This is a genomic window from Paenibacillus thermotolerans, assembly GCF_028745515.1.
In the GTDB taxonomy this organism is placed as follows: domain Bacteria; phylum Bacillota; class Bacilli; order Paenibacillales; family YIM-B00363; genus Paenibacillus_AE; species Paenibacillus_AE thermotolerans.
In genome coordinates this window covers 80,365-104,935 of record NZ_JAQZSG010000005.1, presented here as the reverse complement: position 1 = coordinate 104,935, position 24,571 = coordinate 80,365, and the positions used below count along the sequence as shown (strand labels likewise).

The 24,571-nt window shown below is 49.7% G+C and carries 13 protein-coding genes; 2 read left to right on the top strand and 11 right to left on the bottom strand.

Features of this window, described 5'->3' with window-relative positions; genetic code table 11:
• Positions 1-44: 44 nt before the first annotated feature.
• From PT964_RS06375 to PT964_RS06340, 8 genes are all read right to left on the bottom strand, one after another.
• On the bottom strand, positions 45-728 hold the full coding sequence (locus PT964_RS06375) for a DNA-binding response regulator (RefSeq protein WP_274362499.1): 684 nt from the start codon (positions 726-728) through the stop codon (positions 45-47).
• Between the two features lie 504 nt (positions 729-1,232).
• The gene (locus PT964_RS06370; RefSeq protein WP_274362498.1) at positions 1,233-1,649 is read right to left on the bottom strand and encodes a hypothetical protein; all 417 of its coding nucleotides are present in this window, start codon (positions 1,647-1,649) and stop codon (positions 1,233-1,235) included.
• 155 nt (positions 1,650-1,804) lie between these two features.
• Entirely contained in the window at positions 1,805-2,539 is a 735-nt protein-coding gene (locus PT964_RS06365) for a response regulator (RefSeq protein ID WP_274362497.1), read from the bottom strand.
• 15 nt (positions 2,540-2,554) lie between these two features.
• A complete protein-coding gene (locus tag PT964_RS06360) occupies positions 2,555-3,724 on the bottom strand; it encodes a sensor histidine kinase (RefSeq protein WP_274362496.1) in 1,170 nt (389 codons plus the stop codon).
• Positions 3,725-3,749: 25 nt separating this feature from the next.
• Positions 3,750-6,404: a stalk domain-containing protein gene (locus PT964_RS06355; RefSeq protein ID WP_274362495.1), complete on the bottom strand. Its 2,655-nt coding sequence runs from the start codon at positions 6,402-6,404 to the stop codon at positions 3,750-3,752.
• 313 nt (positions 6,405-6,717) lie between these two features.
• Complete coding sequence (gene metK / locus PT964_RS06350; protein ID WP_274362494.1) at positions 6,718-7,923, bottom strand: methionine adenosyltransferase; 1,206 nt, start codon at positions 7,921-7,923, stop codon at positions 6,718-6,720.
• Between the two features lie 184 nt (positions 7,924-8,107).
• A complete protein-coding gene (locus tag PT964_RS06345) occupies positions 8,108-8,416 on the bottom strand; it encodes an alpha/beta-type small acid-soluble spore protein (protein WP_274362493.1) in 309 nt (102 codons plus the stop codon).
• An 87-nt stretch (positions 8,417-8,503) separates the two neighbouring features.
• Positions 8,504-9,103: a hypothetical protein gene (locus PT964_RS06340; protein WP_274362492.1), complete on the bottom strand. Its 600-nt coding sequence runs from the start codon at positions 9,101-9,103 to the stop codon at positions 8,504-8,506.
• A 111-nt stretch (positions 9,104-9,214) separates the two neighbouring features.
• Here PT964_RS06340 and PT964_RS06335 point away from each other — a divergent pair, with 111 nt between their 5' ends.
• Together PT964_RS06335 and PT964_RS06330 are read left to right on the top strand one after the other, a co-directional pair.
• Positions 9,215-10,051, top strand: coding sequence for a stalk domain-containing protein (locus PT964_RS06335; RefSeq protein WP_274362491.1), 837 nt, complete (start codon positions 9,215-9,217; stop codon positions 10,049-10,051).
• 18 nt (positions 10,052-10,069) lie between these two features.
• Positions 10,070-12,616, top strand: a complete 2,547-nt coding sequence (locus PT964_RS06330) for a hypothetical protein (protein WP_274362490.1) — start codon at positions 10,070-10,072, stop codon at positions 12,614-12,616.
• 285 nt (positions 12,617-12,901) lie between these two features.
• Here the strand turns inward: PT964_RS06330 and PT964_RS06325 are convergent, their stop codons facing one another.
• From PT964_RS06325 to PT964_RS06315, 3 genes are all read right to left on the bottom strand, one after another.
• Positions 12,902-17,092 (bottom strand): S-layer homology domain-containing protein, encoded by a 4,191-nt coding sequence (locus PT964_RS06325; protein ID WP_274362489.1) that lies wholly within the window; start codon positions 17,090-17,092, stop codon positions 12,902-12,904.
• A 456-nt stretch (positions 17,093-17,548) separates the two neighbouring features.
• Positions 17,549-23,113 carry an S-layer homology domain-containing protein gene (locus PT964_RS06320; RefSeq protein ID WP_274362488.1) on the bottom strand — a complete coding sequence of 1,855 codons (5,565 nt, stop codon included), beginning with the start codon at positions 23,111-23,113 and terminating at the stop codon, positions 17,549-17,551.
• Positions 23,114-23,379: 266 nt separating this feature from the next.
• Complete coding sequence (locus tag PT964_RS06315) at positions 23,380-24,456, bottom strand: glycosyltransferase family 4 protein (RefSeq protein WP_274362487.1); 1,077 nt, start codon at positions 24,454-24,456, stop codon at positions 23,380-23,382.
• Positions 24,457-24,571 lie beyond the last annotated feature (115 nt).

Below are 24,571 nucleotides of genomic sequence, written 5' to 3'. Positions count from 1 at the left end.
CGTAGCAGTAACCCCGCAGTATTATTCACCTCCATATCAAGCAATTAGTATAGCTGTATCCTCGAAAGATCCTTTGCAAGCGAGTATACTCTTGTTCTTTCGGCGTTCTGATCCGGAGAAAGAATTCCTTTATTGCTAAGCGATTTTAAGACTCCCCTCGCTGCCCTGGCCTCAAGGCCGACTAACCGACTGGCATCGTTCGGTGTAACTCTTGTTATCTCAGCCTGTTTTATCCGGCGGATCAATCTTTCCTCGTAAACGGTTAACCTCCAACTATTGCTTTCATCCTGGCCCATTCCGAACAACCTGCCTAACGTCTGCTGAACGATTCGTTGACAAATTCGCGGCTTTTTATCGATATAATCGTAGGCGAACGGCATAACTATCCAATCATCGTTTACCAGATCGCAGTGTCGCACCCAATCATCACCGAACTTCCAACGGTCTATATCTCTCCAGTGAGGGCCGAATCCGAGTATTTCCCATGCTATCTTATGGTATCTGCGTATATATGCGTAATCGATAAACCGGGGTCCGCCCTTGAAGTCAACAACCTCATACTCAGGATGCAAATATTCAAGATTCCCTACGACTTCCCACCATACGTTCTTAAGGAAGAGTTTTTCCGGTTCTCCATGGCCTTCTTCCAGACGGCGCAGTCTTTCACCTTTACTTTGAGACTTGTGGAAAGCCAACCATTCCTTATATGCTTTTTCAAACTTATCCATCTATAGCCTCCTTTTTCCGGAAGATATTAAGAGTTCCACCCTCCATCCCCTTCGAAAATAAATGCCTTCGAATCCGCTATTCCCTGTACCACTGCCTCTCTCATGGCATATAAGTACGTCTGCATCCGCTATCTGACTCGATACACCTCCCCAACTGCCTGCCGCCACCAAAATAAATACCTTCGAATCCGCTATTCCCCGTTCCACCGCCTCTCTCATGGCATATAAGTACGTCTGCATCCGCTATCTGCCCTCTCCGATCGGCGGAGGTTCGGCTTGCGGGGATTCGTCCGGAAACGGCTGGAGAATGACACGACAAAAGACTAACAGAGGCTAGATGCCGGTCCTTCAAACTTCGCCGAAAAATAAAAAACACACTTCCCCGAGGACGATTCCTCAAAAAAGTGTGCTTCACTGTCTTCATTATATCGCTGTCCTGATTACATGACAACCCATGTCAAGCATCCGCCACAATTGCGCCACAATTGACAACGCTTTCGCGTCTTAGGACACGGATGCCGCTCCGGGAGCTTTTCCCCCGCCCCCTGCAACACCGGCCGCGCCGTTCAGACGGATCACTTGGTCGACGCCGCCCGATTGCTCGTGAAGCCACCGTTCCGCCTCTTCCGCCGATGCCGCGGAAATGACGCGAGAACGCATCCGCGAGCTGCCGGCAAGCCGCATGGCGATCAGGACCGTATCGTCGGTCGAGCCTTCGTCCAGCACCGTAACGACCGTATCGCGCGAACGCAGCCAGCTCATCAACGCGATCGAACGCAAATGCCACTCAATAGACGAACCGGCGTCATTCGTCACCAGCACGATGTGGAACGCCTCACGCTTAAAGCGGCCGTATAGTAAGTGCATGAGGCAGATCCCAAGTCCGTAAGCCGCGGCAATGGCAAGCAATTCTTCCACCATCGCTGCTCCCTCCTTATGTCTTCAACATATGCCGCCGAAGATAAGGAGGTGACAGGTCGAACGTGGAAAAGCCTGCCCGCTGCGCCGACGTGCCCGGCATCCGCCCGGTACCGCCCGTCACAGCCTAGCGCCGCCGCCACATGCCGGTTTTCCTCTTACAAGGTCACCCAGCCGTTCTTGATCGCGATAATAACCGCTTGCGTTCGGTCGTCAACATGCATTTTCTGCAAAATGCTGCTCACATGATTCTTAACCGTCTTCTCGCTGATGAACAAATAATCGCCGATCCCGCGGTTGCTCTTGCCTTCCGCCATCAGTCGCAGCACCTCGGCTTCCCGCTTCGTCAACGGATTGTCGTCCGTATGAATAAATCGCACGCCGAGCCCCTGCTGGAACACCTCGCCCGTCACAGCCGTTTCCTGCTCGGTATCCGTGTCCGTCATTCTCCGGATTTGCGAGATCAGCTTGCCCGTCACCCGCGGATGAATATATGCGTGGCCTGCGATTACCGTGCGGATCGCTTCGATCAGCGTTTCCGTCTCCGTATCCTTGAGCAAATACCCGGACGCGCCCTTGCGCAGCGTTTCAAACACATAGCTCTCGTCGTCATGAATCGATAGAATAATGATTTTAAGCTCAGGCATCGAATGATGCAGCGTCTGCGTCACTTCAACGCCGTTCGCAATCGGCATATTGATATCGAGCAGCAGAACGTCCGGGGAAAGCTCGCGGCATTTATCCACAACCTGCTGTCCGTCGCCGCATTCGGCGATGACGCGCAAGCCCGGCTCCATATTCAGAATTCTCTTCAAACCTTCACGAAACAGCGAGTGGTCGTCGGCGAGAATGATCCTCACCTCGGTCATGTTCGTGGCAGTGCGTTCCAGCATGGTTTACATCCTCCTCTACAATTCGACGAACGGCACTTCGATCGTGATTTTGGTTCCTGCATTAACATTCGATTCGAGATTGAATTTTCCTTCCAGCAGCTGAACTCGTTCTTTCATACCCACAAGGCCGAAATGTCCCCCGTCGCTCGACAGTCTGCGCCCCAAGCGGGTCACGTCAAAGCCGACGCCGTTATCCTGAATGATCAATTGAACCGATTCCGCGCCAAAAGTCAGCTCCACAAACACGTAGGTCGCCTGCGCGTGCTTCAAAATATTGGACAGCGCTTCCTGCACCAGCCGGAACAGAGCCGCCTCCATTCCGGATTCGAGCCGCCGCTCCCTACCCTTCACCTCGAGCTTGGTGCGCAGCTTCGTCTTCTCCTCGAAGTCTTGGGTCAGCTTGCGAATGGTGGGCGTGAGCCCTAAGTCGTCCAGCGCCATCGGCCGAAGATTGAAGATAATTTTCCGCACCTCTTCAAGCTCCGTCCGCACCTGGCTTTTCAGATCGGCCAGCTCCTCTTTTACGACGGCGGTTTCGCCCATGGCCAGCATGCGCTCCGCAATTTCCGTCCGGAGGATCAGGTTCGCGAGCGACTGCGCCGGTCCGTCGTGAATTTCACGGGCGATCCGCTTCCGCTCTTCCTCTTGCGCCATAATGATCTTGAGTCCGATCAGCTGTCGGTTTTTAGCCGATTCCAGCAAGCTTGGCACCTTTGTCAAATCGCCGGACAAATACTCGAGCACCACGTTCATTTGGGAAAACAAGCTTTCCGCTCGATTGATCGTCCGTTCGATGTTGCGGATGCGCTTATGAAGCTCGTCTCGCCTTGCCTTCAAATTTTCTTCCTTCTCGCGGTTTACGGATAATGACGATTGCAGCCGGTTCGCATTTTCATACGCTTCGCGGATATCCTTTTCCTTGTAGCGCTGGAAGTCGCGGCTGACCTCAACCAAACGCGCCCGCGCCCGCCGCAATTCCGCCTCCAGTTTGTCTACCGTCGCAATCGTGGCGTCCAGCTCCGCAAACACCTTTTCGAGCTCTTTATTCAGCGACTCCCTCTCTTGCCGTGCCGCCTCGCAAATCTCGAAAATTTGGTATTTGCTGTTTTCCATAACATCCGTTGCATGCTTTAACACCCGTTCAATGGAATCGATTTGACTGTCCAAGGCCGAACCTTCCTTCATGATGAAAATGTTTCCCGCAACAATGTCACTGTCCTTCTTTGATGGTGACCTCGCGTGCTTTTTGATTCCAATCGACCGTTAATCCGAGCTGCTCCGTCACAAGGCGGACCGGGAGCAGCGTTCTTCCCTTGCGCACGATCGGCGCCGCATCGGACGTAATCCGCTCGCCGTCGGCGATCAGTTCGAGCCGGTCGACCCACAGTTCGATCAAGTGGCCGCCTCTGCGGACCGTCACCTTCTTCTCCGTCTGATTCCAGTTCAGTTCTCCGCCAAGCGCATCCACGATAAAACGCAGCGGCACATACGTGCGGTTGTTCTCTACAATCGGCGGCTGATCGAGCTTTTGCGCTTGATCGCCGACCGTTACGGTAGTTTTGCCGATCGTCATTTTCACTTGCGGCGCCGCCGGCTTCGGCTCTTCCGGGTATGCAAGCTTCAGGTTGTCGATCGCGATCTCGCCTTTGATTTTCGCCTTGCTTACAACGTATATCCGCTTCAGCTTGAGCGCCCCCGTGTTCGTTAAATCGATCGCTACCGTGCGCCATCCGAACCAATCGATCTTATCTGCAAATGTAATTAATACAAGCTTGCCGTTCTTGTCGACAAACTCTCCGCGCAGCCAGCCCCCGTTGCCGTCGCCGTAAATGTCGGCATGAATGGCGGTCGGCGTCCCCGACAGCGTTATGCCGTTCTCGCCGTTCAGGTTGGCGTAGGCCGCCAGGTTCGTTTGACCGTCGCCGGCTTCGAAATCGTACTGCAGCGCAAGCGATTTGTTCGCCCCGTCATTGTCGGTCGTGTACACGTCGGAAAGCTTCACGCTACCTTTGGCAATGGCGGGATACGTCGAAGAAGTGATCATCCACGGCACCGATTCAAAATCGGTAACCAGCTTCTCCTTGGGAACCGGAACGTTCAGCAGGGTGCTGTAGCCGTCATAGCGTGCAACCAGCATCGCTTCCTTCGCATCAGGGGTAAATCCGGTGAACGTAAGCGTATCGCCCTGAATCGTCCCGGCTATGCCGTGACGCTCCCAGTGGAGCAGCCCCGGCGGAACTGCGCGTTCCCTGCCGTCGCGCAGCGTCGCATTTACCGTCAATTTGTAATTGCGGCCCGGCACCCAGCGCTCCGGCGGCGTATCCGTTACAATGTTCAACTTCGCGATTGTGTTGCCGTCCGCCACCTCGATCGCTTGGGTTTGTTTAGCGGCGCCCAATGTGAGCGACAATGTCGCATTGCCCGCCGCCGTTGCGGTTACCTCGCCGCCGGGCGTCACAAGCGCATTATTGCCTTCCAGACTCCAGACCGGAGCCGCGGCAAGCGTCGCAAGATCCACCGGGTTGTAGTGGGTGTCGTACGCTTTCGCTTTGTAAACGGCCGTTTCGCCTTTCCATAGCAGGCTCGCACCGCCGATCAAGAAGCCTTGGACCTCGCCGGCCGGCGCCGTTGTAAATACGCCGATGCCGTTAATCACGTTGCGCAGCGTTCCTTCTTCCGGCGTATTGACGAGCGTCGGCTGGAAATCGCCGAGCGGCCTGGATACGACCGTTGTCGATCCGCCGCCGTCCAAATTGACCGCCCGCCATGCGCCCAACTGAATGAGCAGCTTCTGCAGGTCGGTCAGACTTGCGCCGCCCTGGCCCCCGTACCGTTCGACCCCGACCAGATACACATAGCGCCCGTCTTGCGAGAAAGCCGCTGCGGATCGGGACCGGGGAGAATTCAGGCCCAGTCCCGTCACGTCTCTCGTAAAGGCGGCCGCTTGCCCGTTAGCGACTAGAATCGTATGCCCGCCGACAAGCATTTGGAAGCTGTCCTGCGTATACACCGTCCCTGTCTCCACCGAAGTCAGCTGGTAGGATACTTGAAGCGGTTCGCCTATTCTTACGTTGGTTTCAACGAACTGGGCGCCCGTTCCCGTTGCGCGTAAAATAAATCCGTTCGCAGGCGGAAGCGCGTCGATCGGCATTCCGATGGAAATTTGCTTGACGATTCCGTCTTCCACGAGCACCTCGGTCGGAGGCGTCTTCTCGTTGCTGCCCCGAGTTTTGCTCCCCCAAGCGCTTGTATAGACGTGCATGGCGTATGAACTCGGCGTTTTGTTTACTGCGGATATGGCGAACGTTTGGCCGCCCGCCGCGGTAATCACACCCTTGAAGTTAAACGTGTCGATAATCGGGCGATTATCCTTTGTAATGCCGAATGCATACATGCCGGTCAACCCTTGCGACGGACTCGCCACAAATTTCCCGCCCGTTACTTCGGGTCCGAGCGCAGACGATTGGGAATTGGACATATCGAAAAAGTCCGCATTAATGCCCGCAATCGCCCCCGCATTCTTGCTCATATCCAGCACGTCGTCCCGCTTCGGCTGGCCGGTTGAACTTGAGATGACGTCCAGCTTCACATACGGATTGGCCAGATCGGCGACGATCACCTGAACCTTCGCCCCGTTCCAATCGTAGTGCCGCAATGCGACTCCGGTCGATACGATTTGTTCTTCTACCAAAGTTAGTACAGGCACAGCAGTCTTTGGCTGCGCCGCATTCGTTGTAGTCGCATTTGCGGCTTCCGCGGCGTATACCGGATGAACGACCATGAGCGGCTGTCCGAAAAGCAATGCGCCGGCCGTGGCGGCGGCGGCTATTTTTTGCGCATGGCGCGCTGAACGTTTCCCCAACATAAGCGTGTTTCTCTCTCCTATCCTTCAAAACGAGTCTAGTAACTCTCTAACTCTAATAGACTCAATTAAATAGGGAAAAGTTGCTGGGGAATTATTGGTTAGTATGCTTGCACTACCTGCCCCCCCGATTGCTTCAGAAAGTTATCCACCCTCTTTCATATATGAAACTGGCTAGTTTACTATATCTTTCGTACCGCTTTTCCTCTTTGTGTCCGTTACCGGGAATTTTTTTGGTTCAAAATAACTAATGCGGATAAAAAAAACCCGACCTTGCGGCACAAAGCCGTTCGGTCGGGATTGTATGATCGGTTACTTATACGCCTGCTTCGCTCTTAAGGATCGGGGCCTTATCGGTACGCTCCCAAGGAACATCCAGGTCGTTGCGGCCGAAGTGGCCGTATGCCGCCGTTTGGCGGTAAATCGGACGGCGAAGGTCGAGCATCTTGATAATGCCGGCAGGACGCAGGTCAAAATGCTTCCGCACAAGCTCAACAAGCTTCTCTTCTTCAACTTTACCGGTGCCGAACGTATCGACTGCAATGGAGATCGGCTGCGCTACGCCGATCGCATATGCAACCTGCACCTCGCATTTATCCGCCAAGCCCGCTGCAACGATGTTCTTTGCGACATAACGAGCGGCATAAGCGCCGGAGCGGTCTACCTTCGTCGGATCCTTGCCGGAGAACGCGCCGCCGCCGTGGCGAGCGTATCCGCCGTATGTATCGACGATGATTTTGCGCCCGGTCAAGCCCGCATCGCCCTGCGGTCCGCCGATCACGAAACGGCCGGTCGGGTTGATGAAAAATTTGGTCTGGTCGTCGAGCAGGTTTTTAGGAACAACGGTTTTAATCACTTGCTCCATAATGTCCGAACGAATGCGCTCGTTCGAAATTTCGTCCGCATGCTGCGTGGAAATAACGATCGTGTCTACGCGCACAGGCTTATCGTCTTCGTATTCGATCGTGACTTGCGTCTTTCCGTCCGGACGAAGATATTCGACGATGCCCTCTTTGCGCACTTCCGTCAAACGGCGCGCCAGCTTGTGAGCGAGCGATATCGGTAGCGGCATAAGCTCCGGCGTCTCGTTCACGGCGAAGCCGAACATAAGGCCTTGGTCGCCGGCGCCGATCGCTTCGATTTCTTCATCGCTCATCTTGCCTTCACGCGCTTCAAGCGCCTTGTCAACGCCCATAGCGATGTCGGCGGATTGCTCGTCGATCGACGTCAGCACGGCGCAAGTTTGGTAATCAAAGCCATACTTCGCGCGAGTATATCCAATATCTTTAATCGTGTTGCGAACGATGGATGGAATATCGACGTATTCGGAACGTGTGCTGATTTCACCAGCTACCAAGACTAAGCCTGTTGTAACGGACACTTCACAGGCTACCCGAGCGTTCGGGTCGTTGCGCAAAAACGCATCAAGCACGGAATCGGAAATTTGGTCGCAAATTTTATCGGGATGCCCTTCGGTTACGGATTCCGACGTAAACAGGCGACGTCCGCGTTTTGATGTCATGAGATCGACCTCCTATAAAGAATATTTTGCTGCGCCGGTAAACAATCTATGCTATAAGGACGCATACACAAAAAAATGACCTTTTCCAGGAGGAAAAGGTTTCAAGCCTTTCAATGTTCCATCATATAGCATTTGTCGATTCGTGTCAATTTGCTTATGAGTCCTCGCGTGTCCTTTTATTTGCTTAGGAAAACTGTGCCAAATCGAACAAATCCCTCTCAGCTTTACGGACCAGGTGTTGCGTAATCCGTCCGCCGACAGCGCCGGCGTCACGGGACGCAATATGTCCCCAATAATCTTCGCGGGACGATCCTCCCCCGGCCGATACAGTACCAAGCTCCGCCGCGAACTCGGTATCCGCACCGTTCATTCCGGGACGGTTCGGTCCCACGGGCAAGCCTAATTCTGCGGCGAATTCGTACTTCAATGCATCCAATGCTTTGTGCGCTTCCGGCACGAGTTTTTGGTTGCTTCTGCCCGAACCTCTGGCCACAGCAGGTCACCTCCTTGTTGGGTGTACCTCTAGTATGACCCGGGCTTCGACGGCTCAAGTGTATAACATGTTGTCAAACGGCCGAAATTATGGAGAAGCAGGAACTACGGCGTTGCCGTCCGCATCGAGTTGAATGTATGATCCTTTGACGGTAATGACCGCATCGCTCTTCATCGCGGGATCCACCTTTAGCCCGCGGCCTTCACGCGGAATGAGCAGCAGGTGGTCTTTCGGTGCTTGCGCTCCGTTCTTTAGATCCACGCCGTCCGTAAGGTCCGGAATGCCGTTCTCCGTTCCGCTGTGAATGTTCGCTTTCCCCGCCCTCACTATAAATTCCGTACCCATGCCGCCAAGGAGCGTCTGGCCAGGCTTTAAAGTTACTACTGTAAATGGAACCGATGAGCTTGGCTTGCTTTCCTTTACTTGTTTTAATGCGGCTTCGAGCGCCGCGACTTGTGTTTTGAGCGTATTAATCGTTTGTTCCATCGTGCTTGCTTGGCCGGAGGCTTGTCCTGTCAGCGCCTTCTGAATTTGCTCATCGACATAACTCTTGGTAACAACCGGATCTTCCGCTGAACCGGGCTGCCCGGCAGACGGTATGCTGTTTGCGAACGACGTCAGCATCGAGCCGGCCAACACGCCACAGCTCACTGCTGCAATAGCCGCGGCCGCTTTTCCCCATTTCATGAAGCTCTCCCTCTCCCATCCCGAAAATCTATGTTAATGATAGCCTTTTCACCCGAAATTACGCAACTTTTTTATTCATGCAATCGTTTAATAGACTAGGGGGGTGGTCTCTTGAAGAGTGGGACGAAGCTTGCTGCCGGAGCGTTTGCATTATCGGTTTTATCCTTTGCGGGCGGCGCCGCTGCGGCTGATAAATTAGAGCAAGTGCTTGTTTATGTTCAACCCGATATAAAGATTACATTGAACGGGGAAATGAAGAAGCTGGAGAAAAGTCCCCTCGTATATAACGGCACAAGTTATTTGCCTTTGCGGGAAATCGCTGCTGTGACCGGTGCTGAGGTTACTTGGGACGAAAAGAACAAAACAGCTCACATTAACTCCGCCGCAGCAACAGCTCCTCCTGCTGCAAATTCGGGGAGCGGCTCATCTTCGAGCTCGACATCGGTACCGCCGCAGGTTGCCGTTCAGCGGCCGGCGGAAATCAAGCTTAAAGATGTCATTCGTTACAGCTTCGATTATAACGGCAAATCATATCCCGTTCTTGTTAATTTTGTCGATAACAGCATGTACTTACGTAAGATCGATATCGATCAAATGGGCATCGTTTACGGCAGTATCCAAACTCCTAAAGAACATTGGACTGGAGAACTGTACATCCACATTGACGACATCAAGCCATACTGGTCCGAGCTCCCAAGAATGACTCTTCACCAAGAGACCATTATCAACGGAATGCCTAACGATGATATAAAAAATCTTTTAATTAAGTACCTTCCACCTTCCGGCAGCAAAAACATTTGCTTAACGTTGTCGCCAGCAAGCGAGGCGAATGAATACCGAGCATTGTTGGCCAATTCCGATGGGACTTTTTCTCAAACGCTCATTACTTTAATTCAAATTCAAGATCGTTGGTATGTATCGAAAATTGCTACAACCAAATACGAATAACGTTCTGGAGGCTTCATTATGAAATTGTCGTCTAAACAAGCTATCTCATTATCAATTGCAAGCATTGTAGCGGTTAGTCCGTTTGCCGCCGCTCTTGCCGCCACCACTTCAACCCAAGTGCCTTCCGCAACGGCTACTGCGGGGAGTTCTACAACCTTCTTCCAGCCTACCGCATTAGGAAAAGTCAACTTGACCGCTAACAGCGCCGTTCAATTGAAAAGGGTCACTGCTTTCCAAGGGGAAGAAGGCAAAACGTTCTACTACATCGCTACCATTTACAACAACGGAAATACGGAACTTGACTTTAATTATTATTGGTTTAAGGTAAGCTCCGTTAACGGTGCAAAATATAGCCTTCAGATGGTTCCTGGAAAAGAATTTGACCGAGTTCCGCCGAATTCCAAGAGAGATTTCCATTTTTATGTTACAACACCTTCAAATGTTACAGGTTCCGATTTGAAACTGGAAGTGATTCGCTGGGACTTTAACGCTCCTAATTATGAACGTAAGCTTGGTGAGATCGGGATCCCGAAAACATACAAAAATGTTGCCCCCGCCTACTCCAAACAAAATGTTTTGATCAATGAATTTCCGATTCAAGCATCGGTCACTCGTTCAACAGTAACTAAGGACAAATCGTACCAATACCTATCATTAACGCTTGAAATAAGCAATCAAGGCACAAAGTCTGTCAAGTTTCCAGAGTATACGATGTATCTTAAGACTAGAGACGGATTACTATACCCTCTTCAAACGGATGATTTGAAAGACCTTTCGATTAATCCGAGAGATACTAAGGAAATAGATCTTGTAGCCACAGTTCCGAATGAAGTAAAGACTGATTTTTCTCAGCTTGTATGGACTCAAACCGCCTCTAATAAAGAAGGAGCTGGAGCCGTAGTCCTGCCGTTGGCCTTTTTCTTGATACCGCCGCCTTCCGAAATTACTTCGGCAGAGCCGACAACAGGTAAAAAGACCATTACAATGAATGAGAAAAATGTCGACGTGTTCATCAAATCGGCTAAGTCCCAAACGGTAAACAATAATCATAACGTTACAATCACTCTTGGCCTTGAGAACCAAGACACGACATCAACGAAAGTACCTTTGTACGATATCACGTTGAGGACAAAAGAAGGCTATTCTTACACGATGGATACTTCCGCTTTCAAAGATGCTATTTTGGCGCCGAAAGTAACCAAAGAAGTACCGCTGACAGCCGTTTTGCCTTCCATCATCGATCCTAACGGTTTGACCGTTGAAATTACGGAAGCGAAAGATCCCGATTCTAAAATTCCGATCCAGAAGCTTCCTATTGCTGCCTTCTACGTTACCTTTACTGTAGACAGAACTTATGCGCTTGGCGATATTTACACCTATAGCGATGATAAAGGGACATACGATATCTCCCTTACCAAGATTCAACGCATGCCTTGGGAAGATGAAGATATGATAACTCTTCATGTTAATGTAAAAAATAACGGAAATACTGCAGTGCCGCTGCCACAATGGGCAGGGTCCGTATGGTTTGACGGCGTTGATGGATCTAAATTTGAAGCGAAACGAATTGCTCTTGACGACTTCTTCTCCATTCCGCCTAAATCGGAAGCTCAGTTAGTTTATTTAGCTAAGATTCCTTATACTTATTCGTTCAATGAAGTGAATTTTGAATTATCCAGTAAGGTTGGAGAAACAAGCAGTAAAGTGTTCGGTTTCGAAGATGCTCCTGGAGAAGTGAATTTGCAGGTGCTTAAATCCGGAGAGGTACACAACATAACTGCTACCGGAATCCAATCCAGCTTGGTGCAAAAGGATATGAAGGTCTATACAGCCTCCAATACAAACTTGTTCTACGGAACTTATGAGCTTACGAACTTGGAAAGCCGTCAAGCTTTTACGGCTCCATTAGTAGGTTTCTATAAGACAACAGACGGCACGTACTACAAAGCCAATATTACTCCGGTGAACAAGAAAATAACGCCTAACGGCAAAGTGCTTCTAGCCGCCAAGGCGGAACTGCCTAAGACCGTTAACACGGAAGGCATGCAGCTTATTCTTGGTCTTGGGATCACGGACGATAAGCTCACGCCAAACAACGGAACGCCTAATGCTTATGTGAATGCTGTAGGATTTGAAACAACAGCATCGTCTACCGGCACAGTTAGTAGTTTGAACAAACTTGAGATTGAACCGTATACTTTGACTTTGAGTAAGATTCAAGGAAGGTTAAGTTCATCTTCAGTTTCGGTTGTTGATCTTTCGTTTAACTACACGCTAACCTCAACCGGCAATGAGTTTGAAGTTTTCCCTGCAGATCATAAAATATTGTTTGAACTAACCGACTCCTGGACAAATACGACATATACATCGACTGAAAAAACACTGAACGATCCGAATGATGCGAATGGATTTAAAACCGGCGAAAATCGTTCGATGACAATTTCGTTCTCCGATTTCAAAATGCAGTCACTCAATGGCTTCAAAGTAACGGTATATGATGTTGTAGATGGCCATAAGATCCCGATTGCTTCCTCATCGTATGATTATTTTAAGGTTTATGAGTAATTAAATTAATATAAATAAAACCTCATCTATTTCCGTTTTTTTTCGGATGTAGATGAGGTTTCTTTCTTATTAATTGTTTGTATTGATACTTTTCGGGGATATATGTCGGTTGGTTTTAATGACTTTCTGAGAGTTGAAAGCAACTTAATCCATTCCATTGCATCAGTTCATTGTCAGTTTCCTAATCGACTATCCTTTCGAGACTTTTGCTTCAAAAATTATACAAATACAGGACATACAAAAAGAAACCAATCACCGAAGTGATTGGTTTCTTTTTATTTCTAATTAGTTAAGTGCTACTACGCCACCAGTTACACCGTTAAGGTCAGCAATTGTTGCTGTTGCTGCGTTGAAAGTGATAGCTGTAGTTGTGCCTTTGTTCTTCACAGTCAGCTTAGCGCCATCCCATGTGAACTCAAGGTCAGTAGCTGTACCAGTTGCAACTGCGTTAGTAAGTGCAGTTTGAACTGCCGCTTTAGCTGTTGCGTTCAACTCTTCTGTGAAGAGCAATGTGGAAGTGCTGTTTGCCGCAATGTTGCGGGAAAGTGCGCTACCAGCTTGAACAGCAGGTGCTGTAGCGTCGTACACTACTACAGAGTCAACACCGAACGTAAGCTCGTTATCTACTACTGCCAAAGTGTTAGTTTTGTCGGCAATTTGTGCGCCGGTGTTAACTTTGATCTTAGCAGATGTTCCGAGACGAAGAGCATTGTTCAAATTGACAACGATCGTCTTAGTATCGTTTGCTACGTTCGTTACGCTTGCAACATCAGCGCCTTCGAATGCGGACCCGTCAGCCATTGTAGCAGTAAGAGTCAATGCAGCAATGAAGTTAGTGTACGTTGCGCCCGTTACAGTTGTTTGACCTGCATTATATGTTGCCGCGCCAAGCGTCACGTCACGGTCAAACTTGATCGTGATAGATTGCTTGTCATCGGAAACAGTCGCACTAGCGATAGTTGCACCTTTGTGATCTGCAGTATTAACTGCGAACTCTTTCACAATACCGCTGCCACCAGCGAATGCTGCGATTGCAACATCGTCTTTAACAGTAGCTGTGCCAAGTTCATTGCGGATAGAGTCGTCAAATGCGATGTAACCATTTGTACCAGACAGATCACTTGTGAAGTACAACGTTGTTTGTTTCAAATCAGCGTTGTAAACGGCACGACCTGCTGCAGGTTGGTTACCAGTTGCTGCTTTGTTGGAGTCAACAACTTTGATCAGGTTCAAGTCAACTGCGTCAGTAGAATTCATAGCTTCCGGCCAGTAGATAACAACTGTACGATCGTCTTGAGCTACTGCATAAACATCAGTGATCTTGGAAACTTCTGCAGCAGAACCAGCGAATTGGAGCTCTGCTACGTCAGCCGCAGATGTGCTGTCGGTTGTTGCTTGCAATTCAAGCAATCCGGAAGCATCCTTAATCAACTCGATTGTTTTGTTTGCGTCAATTGCGCCATGTACAGACAAGTAGTATGCAACAGCGCTCATGTTAGCCGTGGACAACTTGTAAGTGTTGGAGTCAACTTTCACAACGTTCGTTACAGCAATTTGAGTTCCTGTACGTCCTGTACCAGTCCAAACTTGGAAGTCAGCAGCTTGAACATCGCTAACCGGTTGGTCGAAGTATACAACCACAGTGTTGCGGTTTTCGCTAGCTACACCAATGATTGCCGGGCCTACAGCATCAGCGGAACCTGCTGCGAACTGAACTTCTTTGTTGTCTTGGTCAACTAGCGTTGTGCTGTTGATTTGAACAAAGAAGCTGTTGTAATCCACGCCGCCAGCGAATTTGTCGGAGTCCGTGCGGATGATAAGCACGTTCTTGTTGTTGGAGTCAACATATACTTCGGACTCTGCTTGAGTCAAGGAAGCATAAGCACTACCAGTTTTGTTTTGCTTGATTTGGACCAAGCCGCCAAGAATTTCACCAGCCGGCTGTGCGTCAGTTGCTGCATCTGTCCAGATCCGGTTCAAAACTGTGTTTCCAGTTACATCGCGGTCAAAATAAAGGTGCAACGTACGCTTGTCAACAGCGATTGCTGCTTGAAGCTTCGGAAGACCTTGAACGTTACCTTTACCCACGAATGTAGCGGAAATTTCTTTTTCCATGTTAACTTTGTCGACGTTCAACAAGTTGTTAACTTTCACAGTATAAAGCTTGCCGTCTTCTGTCTTAGGAACAGTAATGTTGACTTTGTTTGCAACGTCGCTGTCCTTCGAAGCAGATGTCGGGTAGCCAATACCTTCAATGTAGTAGTGAGAAATGTCTTCTGCAGAATCAGCATCAACGTCACGGTTGAATGTCAATTCCAACTGAGTTGCATCGTTCGAATTCAACACTGCGGATACGGAGTCGATCTTAGCTGCTACAGCTTTACCAACAAACGTAGTCGTCTTAGTGTCAAGAGCGTTGCCTGCGTCGTCAGTCAAGTTAGCAACAGTTACTTCGTACAATGTTGCAGACTTTTGAGCGTCAGTAGTCAACAATACATAAGGTACTTTCGAACCGTTGTTTGTATCGTTGCTGTCGCTGTCTTTCAACTCAGCTTTAACAACGTTAAGAACTGCTTGAGAGCCGTACTTCTCTTTGATTGTGAAGTTAGCTGTGTTCTCAGCCAATTCTTTAGCAAGGTCGTCGTTGAAGTTAACGCGAACCGTTGTGTTGCTAGTAGCATTTGCACCCGTTACATTCAACTTGCTAGTGTCAGGAGCAACGCCAACGAAAGTCGTGGATTTGTTGGATCCAAGAGCTTTACCGAACATAGTTGTTACGTTAGCAGCTGTTACTTCGTAAAGCGTAGCGCCTTTCATGGAGCCGTCAAGCGTCAACACTACAGTGTCTTTGCTGTCAGTCTTCATTTCTGCGCCTTTAACTGCGATTGCCGCTTGCGAACCATACTTCTCTTTAACAGTGAAGTTAGCTGCGTTAGCTGCAAGTGCTTTATCAACGTTCACGCCGAAGGTAACTTCAACTTGCTTGTCGTTGATTGCAACTGCGCCAGTTACGGATTGATCAGCAGTGGAGTTAGGCTTACCAACAAACGTAACTTTGATTTCATCACTAGCTACGCCGTTGATCGACTTAACGCCTTTAATTGTCAACTCATAAAGAGCTGTGGATTGAGCTGCCGTTGCCAAAGTGACGGTTTTTTGGTCGGAACCAAGCGTAGCACCGGATACTTCGAGAGCTGTTTTGTTGCCATACTTCTCAGCGATTGTGAAAGTTGCGCCGGAGATATCAACGCGCTTGTTGAACTTCACTTTCGCTTCTTGGAAGTCAACCGTTACGCCGCCGTCAAGGACAGCTTTTGCTGTGTCTGCAGCCAGACCAGCAAAGTTAACTGTCTTATCGCCAACAGTCAATTTGTAAAGTTGGTTAGCTGTTTGTGCAGCTGTTTCAACAACAACAGTCTTCTTGTCAGCATCGTAAGATGCTACAGTAGCACCTTTCACTTCAAGAGCTTTGCCGTCTTTGTCAACGATCGTGAATGCGCCAGCGTTAGCCGCGTTCACAGCTTCTTCGCCTTTAACTTCTACCAAAGTGTTAGTGACAGCTTTAGCAGACTTAAGTTTGAATGCTGCTGCAGCAATCGTGAACTCAACGGAAGCGGACTCGTCGCCGTTAACTACAGTTGCAGAGTAAGTACCTGCTGCAAGAGCTTTTGTAGTGTAGGAGAATTTGCCGTCTACTACTGCTACAGTCTCTTCAGCAACTTTGTCAGAGCCTTTGTTAACAGTAACAGTTACTTCGGACAAAGTAGTTTCGCCAGCGATCGTTACCGTACCGTTAGCGTTAACTGTTGCAGTTGCGGAGATTTCGCTGTTAAGCGCATCTTCTGCAGTGTAGGAAGCATTAACAAGAGCTTCGCGCAGAGCAGGAACCGTATAATCGGAAGATTCCGGAAGAAGTCCAGCTTTAACTGCTGCTGCTACGTATTTCGTTGCCCAAGGCTTCGTTGTGCCTTCAACCGTTGCGTTCTCGTCAACTTCAAGGCCGAGCACTTCAACAAAGACTTTCGCCATTTCTTGAAGCGTTACGCTGCCTTTCGGATTGAAGATCGGTTTGCCTTTAGCGTCCAAGAGGCCATTGAAGTAGCCTGCTTTAACGCCTGCTTCGATCGCGCCGTTTGCCCAGTGGTCAGCCGGTACGTCTGTGAAGGTATTGCCTTTAACTTCTTCAAGACCCAACAAGCGCTTAACAACCGTTGCGAAGTCCGCACGAGTCATTTGCTTGTCAAGACCTGCAGTGCCGTCTTGGTAACCTTCGAAAATTTGTTTTGCTTTCAATGCGTCGAATTTCTCTTGTGCAGTCATCGGATCAGCTGCAAGAGCTGCAGACGAGAATGCAGAAAGAGCCATGGAAGCTGCAAGAAGCAGCGATAAACCTTTCTTCATAACCTTTTTTTCTCCTCCTCGATTATGGTGCGGTGTGTGAGAAATGTTTTTTGTAATATAGCTCGATTCCCTCATCGCCGATTCACCCCCTTTCCAAGGTTGAGCGTGTTTGTTATTTGGAGTCTGCTGCCTATTTTAATAATGGCGCGCAGAAACTAGTAAACAAAGATAGAAAAGCCACTTTACAATTATACATTGGTAGGCAAACAGCGTAAAGAGGTAAATGAGAAAAAGTTCCATGTCTCAGTACGATTCCGGACGCATGAAGCATTACCTATGCAATTTTTGAGGCTTTTTCGCTTCGCTTCAACATATTAAACGCAAAGGTTTTAAAAAAGTTGCGCCTTCAGCGAAAAAAGTTTTTTCAAAAAAATATTTATTGCAAGTGCGTATATATCGTTCGTCTACGAAACTTAGTATATCTATATCTATCACCCGCGTCACCGCTTAACATTTTCCATTTCCATTCCACAAAAACAAAAGCAGCTTACGGAAAAAATCCAGTAAGCTGCTCCATTTATGCCGTATTTATTACTTCGGAACCTTCTTCTGATCCTTCATTACGCGGAGCGCCACGGCAGCCGCTTCCGCACGCGTGAAGGTTGCCGTCGGATCGAAACGGTATGTCGCCTTTTTCTGCCCTTCCAAAAGAACATTTTCTTTACCGAGGATCAGGCCTTTACCCACAACCGCATCAATTGCGCTGCGGGCGTACATGTCGATACCGTTAGCATCCGTGAATTGCTTCTGGAGCGACTTTAACACCTTGTCAGGATCCGTGCCGAGCTTCAAATTCGCAGCTCTGGCAATCATGACCGCGGCATCCTGGCGCGTAATCGCATTATCCGGCTGGAAGCGTCCGCCTCCGGCGCCGCGAACGATGCCTGCCTTAGCAGCCGTCTCGATGTACTTATAGTCGTAAAGTCCGTTAGCAAGCGGATTGACTCGCAATACATCGGAGAAGGTCGGATCCTCCGAATAATTTAACGGTATATCGAAAATCTTAACTAACAGCGTCGCAAATTCGCCGCGCGTGATCGGATCGTTCGGAACAAAGTTTGTCGACGTCTTGTTCAGCATAATTCCTTTGGAATACAGGATATCAAGATCATCCCGCGCCCAAGCATGCGCAATGACGTCATCGAAGCTTTGGTCCATATAAACCACCTGATAATAACCGAAACGTTCGAACGGAACTGTGATCGTATTTTTCTTCGGATCGACCACGCCGCCGATATTGCGCCATCTCGGGCCGGTTACGCCGCGATAGTCTTCATAGATATCGTAATGATACACAGAGACGTACTTCCATGCATCCTGACGAATAGTGGGATCGTACTGCAGCGTCAATGTTCCTACCTGTGAAGGCACGACTAAATCCTTCAGACTTCTATTGTAGAAGCCTGCGCCGTCATAAGGCAGCTCGCCGCTTCCATTGAGCGCTTTGCGCAAATCCGTCTCGTTGGACAAAATGGTTCCTGCATCGATCCAAAAGAGCGGGCTAACCGGGCGGAAGCGTCCCGTCGGTTCGGTCAACAGCAGCCGCGCATCGGAGCTGATCGGCGGGTTCGGATTGCCGATCTGTCCGTCGTATGGCGCCGGATGCTTGTATTTATTCACGCGTCCGTCGATACTGTTTGCGATGCCGAACAAAATTTGCCGGTCCGTCGTAATAAATTGATTAACGGCAGACGGATCGTTCCTGCGAAGTACCGTTCCCCTAGGGAAAGAAAGCTCCAGTTGCTTATTAAAGACGGAGAGCTTCGTCTTTATAGGCGATTTGAACTGCGCACCTTCGATCGGAGTATTCACATTGTTGAGAATGAAGTTGCCCTTTACCTTTTCCGTCCCCCTAGTAACCGTAAAACTAATCGTGTTGGCGCCGTTCTTTAAATCGCGCGCCTCATAAAAGAAATGGGTTTTGGGAAGACCCGTTGCCGGATCAATAACTTGGCGCGGAACCGCTTTGTCTTTGCCAAACAACACATCATCCGCATTCTCCGCTTCCAGTTCGATCTCATAATAGTTGCTGTTAATATTCGCTTGGTCCTGCCCCTTGTTATTTTTTATCAGCTTCGGGCTGACAATAACATAGGGCAACGGCTCCCTTGTAATCGTAAGCGTTCTGGTCACGACAATGTTCGTCGAGTTCGTGATCGAAAACTCGAATACGGTATCCCCTTTCGGAGAGAGCGTAATTTGACGAGTCGTGAACTGCCCCGCCTGCGGCGTATTGATTCCGGCAAAATAATTCGGATTACTGGATGTCGGTTCAAATTGGCTGAAATTCGAACCGTGTCTTCTGTCATACAGCGTGATGGTCTGGTTCGTAACCGGGTCGATCGTTCGCACCGTCAATTTGATTTCTTCGGCGTTGGCAAACTGCCCGCTGAAGGCTACGGTCGTTTCGTTCGTCGCATAGGCATCTCTGTTCTGCTGATTTTCGCTCTGAATGTACTTAGAAATATCGCCCGACTCGATCGGTTTGATATTGATAAATTCAGGAGCGTTCTTGCTGAACTTGAACACTTCGTACGACGCTTCGGTAATCGGCCTTGTTCCCCCGACATCGTAAATTAAAAATTTGATGACGTTCTTTCCTTCTTTAAGATCGCCGGCCGTACCTCCCGGCAGCGGATGATCGCTTCCAGGCCCGAACCAGAACGTAAATTTATCCGGGTTCAGAGAGTCCTTGAAGTCCGTCGGCTTCGTCAACGTGAATGAATCGTCGTTGATTTGGACAACGATCCGGTATTTCGTGAAATCCGGGATGTTGACGAGGCGCCCTTGGATACACTGGGTTAACGTGCTGCTTGTCGTCCCGCAGGAAATTTCCACCGACGATTTGATAACCATACCGTTAAACAGGTTATTGACAATTACATAAGGAGTGCTGGAGACGTTAAAACGATATGGCTTTCTCGCAGCCAGGTTCTCACCCGATTTACTTGTCGGCACACCGGGCGCGGTGCTGGAATCATTATCCGTCGTATACGTTGTAATACTCGGTACGAACGTAATGTCATTCAGCCCGCTCGGCAACGTGTTAAGTGTGACCGTAAATTTTCGCAAGCCTGTAACCGGGTCGATCGTAAAGTTGCGCGAAGCCCGCTTCGGCGTCGAGCTTGGTTTATACTCGCCGACATAATAGTTAATGCTGTTCGTCTTCGCATTGGCGTAAATATATAGTGTTGCGGGCATTTCGGTTATTGCGTTGGTTGCCCCTTCGCTCAGGCGAAGCGCAGCGCCGGAATTGTCGATCGCTGCATGGCTGATGTAAGGAAGCGTATCGTTCTCGTAATAAAATACGAACGTCGTCGGCGGAACGTTGTCCGTCGGAATGTTGAAGAATCTGAAGCTCATATCCTGACGGCGGTCCGGCGGGAGGTCGAACACGGAAGAGAAATCGTAAACGACGTACTCATTCTTCTTCGACCATTGTGCGTTCTCTTGAAGCTGGGCAGCGAGCGAAACCGTATATTTCATCGGGGCTCCGACCTCGTTGCCGTCATATAGCAATCTAACGGTATAAGAGCCCTGCCCCATACCCGACGGCGCGTCAAACTTCGCAATCGAACCGTTAATGATGTTCTTGGCGGTCTCCGTATACATTAAGCTCGAGTTCGCATCCGAAGTAAATTTCAACTGAAGCAGGTCCGTATCCCGGCCGAAGCCAGCGCCTGTCAAAGTCAAATACCCGTCTCGATCCGCATCCGGCAAATCCCGATCGACCACACTTGGATTCAAAGCAGCCGGAGACGGATTTGCGACAGAGAACGGATACTGGGCAACGATCGTTTCGGCCGTCGGCGTTTTGCTGACAAATTGAAGAATATAGTTGTCGGCGGTCAAAGCCGGAAGCGTGAATTCACCTTTATCGTAAGTGGCGCTTGTTACCGTTACAGCCGTTTGTTGGCCGGTGAACGTTCCGTTCTCCAAGCTGATTCTTGCAAGCAGCAGGTTGGAAGGGGCATCCGAAAGGTTTTTCCCGTTAACTGAAATAATATTAGACGCGCTTCCGACCAACACTTGCGATTGATTAATAGAAGTGACCGTCATGTCCTTATAGTCCGCAGCAGGCGGTGTTACAGCTTGCACCTGATTTGCACCCGCAACTGCCGGACCGGCCGATTTCGTAATATCGAACGATCCGTTCCCGTCGACGTCGTACTTAACATCGAAATCTACATTGTAAGTACCGCTGTCTAAAGAGTCTTGAGTGTTGTTAGGCAAATATTCCCGGTCGAGCTCAAATATAACCAAGTTATCTTTATGATCGACGTATGTAAGCGTTCTGTCTCCAAAAGCTTTCGGAACAATTTGCGTATTCGGGTTCATGCCGAATCCGTTGCCCTGAACATATAGGTATGTTTTTCCGGTCGGATTGGCGGCATTGCCCGGAAGAATTTTGTTGGTTACTACTGATGTAATAACCGGATTGGCAGGATCCGGATAGCCGATTTTGAAATACCGCTCATGCAAAATGTTGTTATTGTACAAGACTCGCATTTTGTATTCGCCCTGCACCAAGTTTGGAGGCATTACAAAATCAAATGAAGTGCCCCCGTTATAAGTGGAAACCGTACGCGTTCCCATAACCGTAGTTCCGGCCATGTTTACGATTTCGATTTTGCTCGACTTCGAAGCATCCGGAACGGCTCCTGTAAATGTTACCCGCAGATTCGTCGTCCCATAGCCTTGTTTCAAGTTATATGCGTTGAGACCCACCAATGTTTGGGGAGGACCCGGATTGATTACATCAATGTTCGAAACCGTAGGCACTGTCGTTCCGACGGGTGTGCTAACGTTCACTTGGAATTCGCCCAATACTGTGGCTCCGTCAGCCTTCGTTGCGGTCAATTTGTATGGAGAATCCGTTGTTATAAACATACTTGCAGGCAATGTGAAAATTTTCAATGTTTTGTCTTCCGAAACAGTACCGGCAGTAAGAGCTGTACCCAAACCGTTGCCCGAGTTTGTATTCCAATACAATTTCACGTCATCCACAGCCGTGCCCACAACCGTAAAATCAAACTGGCTGTGCCCCGCAATAATCGACTTCGGGAACAAATCCGTAACCCGCTGGGCGGCGCCGGACTTACCCAGATCGAACGGGCCGTACTTTTCGCCTCCGGAAGTAACCTCTACATAGCGGTACTGCGGCAGACCGTTCGTGTCGAGGTCAACCTTCAGCTTGGCGTCCACCTTAACGCGAGGCTGTTTTACCGTCGGATTCGTAATGAGCTTCTGAGCGGTCGACCAATCGACCGTATTCGGGTTGTTGTCCGCGTCGTACTGAATATTCGCCCCGAACACGAACGGCTTTCCGTTGTCATAAATCAAGTTCCGTTCAAGCTGGAACGCCTTCGAGCTGTTCTTCGCAAGGAACGTAATCGGATTGTCGCCAGGCGTAAGCTTCAAATTCGCGATTGAAGTCGCCTTATTGATATCGTCGCCGATAAAAGAAAAAATACCGTCGCCGGGACTGAAAAATCCCGATACCGGAGATCCGTTGTTAATGCTTGCCTCGACGCCCGTCGCATTCGGGGCAACGCCGCGGATCGAAACGGCGGTCGACTGTTCCGGGTTGAGCGGATAAATCGTATTATCCAAGAACGGCTCGCCGTTAATCGTCAAATCCGAAATATTCGTCGTAGCGGTGTAGTACACCCAACCCGGAGCCGATTCGACGATGCTTGTCTCTCCGAGCTTGACCACGACTTTGTTCAAGCCTTCCGTCAGCGGAACGCCGTTGAACACGACATCGAACGAATTCGGAATTTTCTGCGCCTTAATTCCGTCTTCCTTGACGGACCGATTCGACGTTACGTTCGTGATGTCGAGGTACAGCGAAGAAATTTGCGCATCGCTGATCCCTTCCACCGTAGCCGTTAAGTTAATGGTGCTTGTCGTCACGCGCGGCACCTTGTTGTCGTCCTTCGGACGGCCGTTCACGATGTCGCTCGGGGACGCGGTAACGTACAGGCTCACAATGCTGATCCGCGAAGCTGCCGAAGCCGTGGACATCGGCAGCAAGCTGGCCAATAACGTAATGATCAGAACGATATGTAACCACGGGCGATAAAACCGTTTCAAGCAAAATTCCTCCTTCTCATCTCTTCCATCAAGGTTGTATGTATTCCGTCGCTCCACCCTTGCTCTCTCCGAATCGTTCCGTCCTCCTTTTCACCCATTTCCTGGCACTACTGCTTTAGACATGCCGCCAGTGAAAAAAGTTTCGCGTACTTCAATATATCGGCCGGAAACCCCAAAAACTTTAGACGGGATTTGCCGCCGACACTCCCGGTCAAACCAAAAAAGCGCCCCGTAGGGCGCCTCAATCAAGCATATTATAAAATATATTAAGATTTCGATGTCGAAAACAGCCGCTGCACGAAATGAATCAACGGCCGCTTGCTTTTGCTCACAATTCCGATCGCCTCGGCCCCAAGCTGCAAAACCAGCAGCGTCACCGCGACGACAATCAGAGCAACCCACTGCGCTACGGTGGACAACAAAATCGCGCTTGTCGCGAACATAGCGGCGATGCCGTAAATCACAAGCACCGTGTTGCGGTGGCTCAACCCCATCTTCTGCAAGCAGTGATGGAGATGGTTTTTGTCGGCGACCGAGATGCCCGTCTTGTTGACCGTACGCCGCACGATCGCGAAGAACGTATCGGAGAGCGGCACGCCGAGAATAAAGATCGGTACGATGAACGAAACGAGCGTTGCTTGCTTAAATCCGAGTACGGAGAACGTCGCCAAGCAAAACCCGAGGAACAGCGCACCGGAATCGCCCATAAATATTTTTGCCGGATGGAAGTTGAACACCAGAAACCCAAGAATGCTTCCGAGCAAAATGGCACTCAACAACGCAACGGTCACATTACCCATTATTAAGGAGAGCACCAAGATCGTCGCGGTGGCAATGCCGGAAACGCCGGCCGCGAGACCGTCCAGTCCGTCAATCAGATTGACTGCGTTCGTCACGCCGACAATCCAAAATATCGTTATCGGAATCGAAAGCCAGCCCATCTGGGCGGAATCGCCGAACGGCAGGTTGACGAAGTCCACTTTAATTCCGAAAGCGACGACAACGCCGGCCGCTATAATTTGGCCGAGCAGCTTCACCTTCGGGGAAAGCTCGAAGCGGTCGTCCAAAGCCCCTACAATCGTGATAATCGTGCCCCCGATCAGCAGCCCCCATACTACGTGAGCCTTATAACCTTCCAACACCGGAAGCACGATGAAGAAGGCACATACGAACGCAAGGTAAATCGCCAACCCGCCCAGACGCGGCATCACCCGGGTATGTACCTTGCGGTGATTCGGCATGTCAACGGCTCCTATGGCGATTGCAAACTTTTTGACAAGCGGAGTCAGCCCTACGGCAAACGCCAACGCGGCAATGCATCCAAGAATATATACTAAATACATATTTCTCTAATTCCACCCCTTCTTGAACTAACAGTGCCCATTATACTCCGGTTACCATGGGGTTTGCCAGAGGCGTGAATTGCCAATTTCAACGTTTTTCATCCGTTTTCACGAT

Coding starts and splice junctions, on each gene's coding strand:
- PT964_RS06375 (WP_274362499.1), bottom strand. CDS start 728: ATGGATAAGTTTGAAAAAGCATATAAGGAATGGTTGGCTTTCCACAAG.
- PT964_RS06370 (WP_274362498.1), bottom strand. CDS start 1,649: ATGGTGGAAGAATTGCTTGCCATTGCCGCGGCTTACGGACTTGGGATC.
- PT964_RS06365 (WP_274362497.1), bottom strand. CDS start 2,539: ATGCTGGAACGCACTGCCACGAACATGACCGAGGTGAGGATCATTCTC.
- PT964_RS06360 (WP_274362496.1), bottom strand. CDS start 3,724: ATGAAGGAAGGTTCGGCCTTGGACAGTCAAATCGATTCCATTGAACGG.
- PT964_RS06355 (WP_274362495.1), bottom strand. CDS start 6,404: ATGTTGGGGAAACGTTCAGCGCGCCATGCGCAAAAAATAGCCGCCGCC.
- metK (WP_274362494.1), bottom strand. CDS start 7,923: ATGACATCAAAACGCGGACGTCGCCTGTTTACGTCGGAATCCGTAACC.
- PT964_RS06340 (WP_274362492.1), bottom strand. CDS start 9,103: ATGAAATGGGGAAAAGCGGCCGCGGCTATTGCAGCAGTGAGCTGTGGC.
- PT964_RS06330 (WP_274362490.1), top strand. CDS start 10,070: ATGAAATTGTCGTCTAAACAAGCTATCTCATTATCAATTGCAAGCATT.
- PT964_RS06325 (WP_274362489.1), bottom strand. CDS start 17,092: ATGAGGGAATCGAGCTATATTACAAAAAACATTTCTCACACACCGCAC.
- PT964_RS06315 (WP_274362487.1), bottom strand. CDS start 24,456: ATGTATTTAGTATATATTCTTGGATGCATTGCCGCGTTGGCGTTTGCC.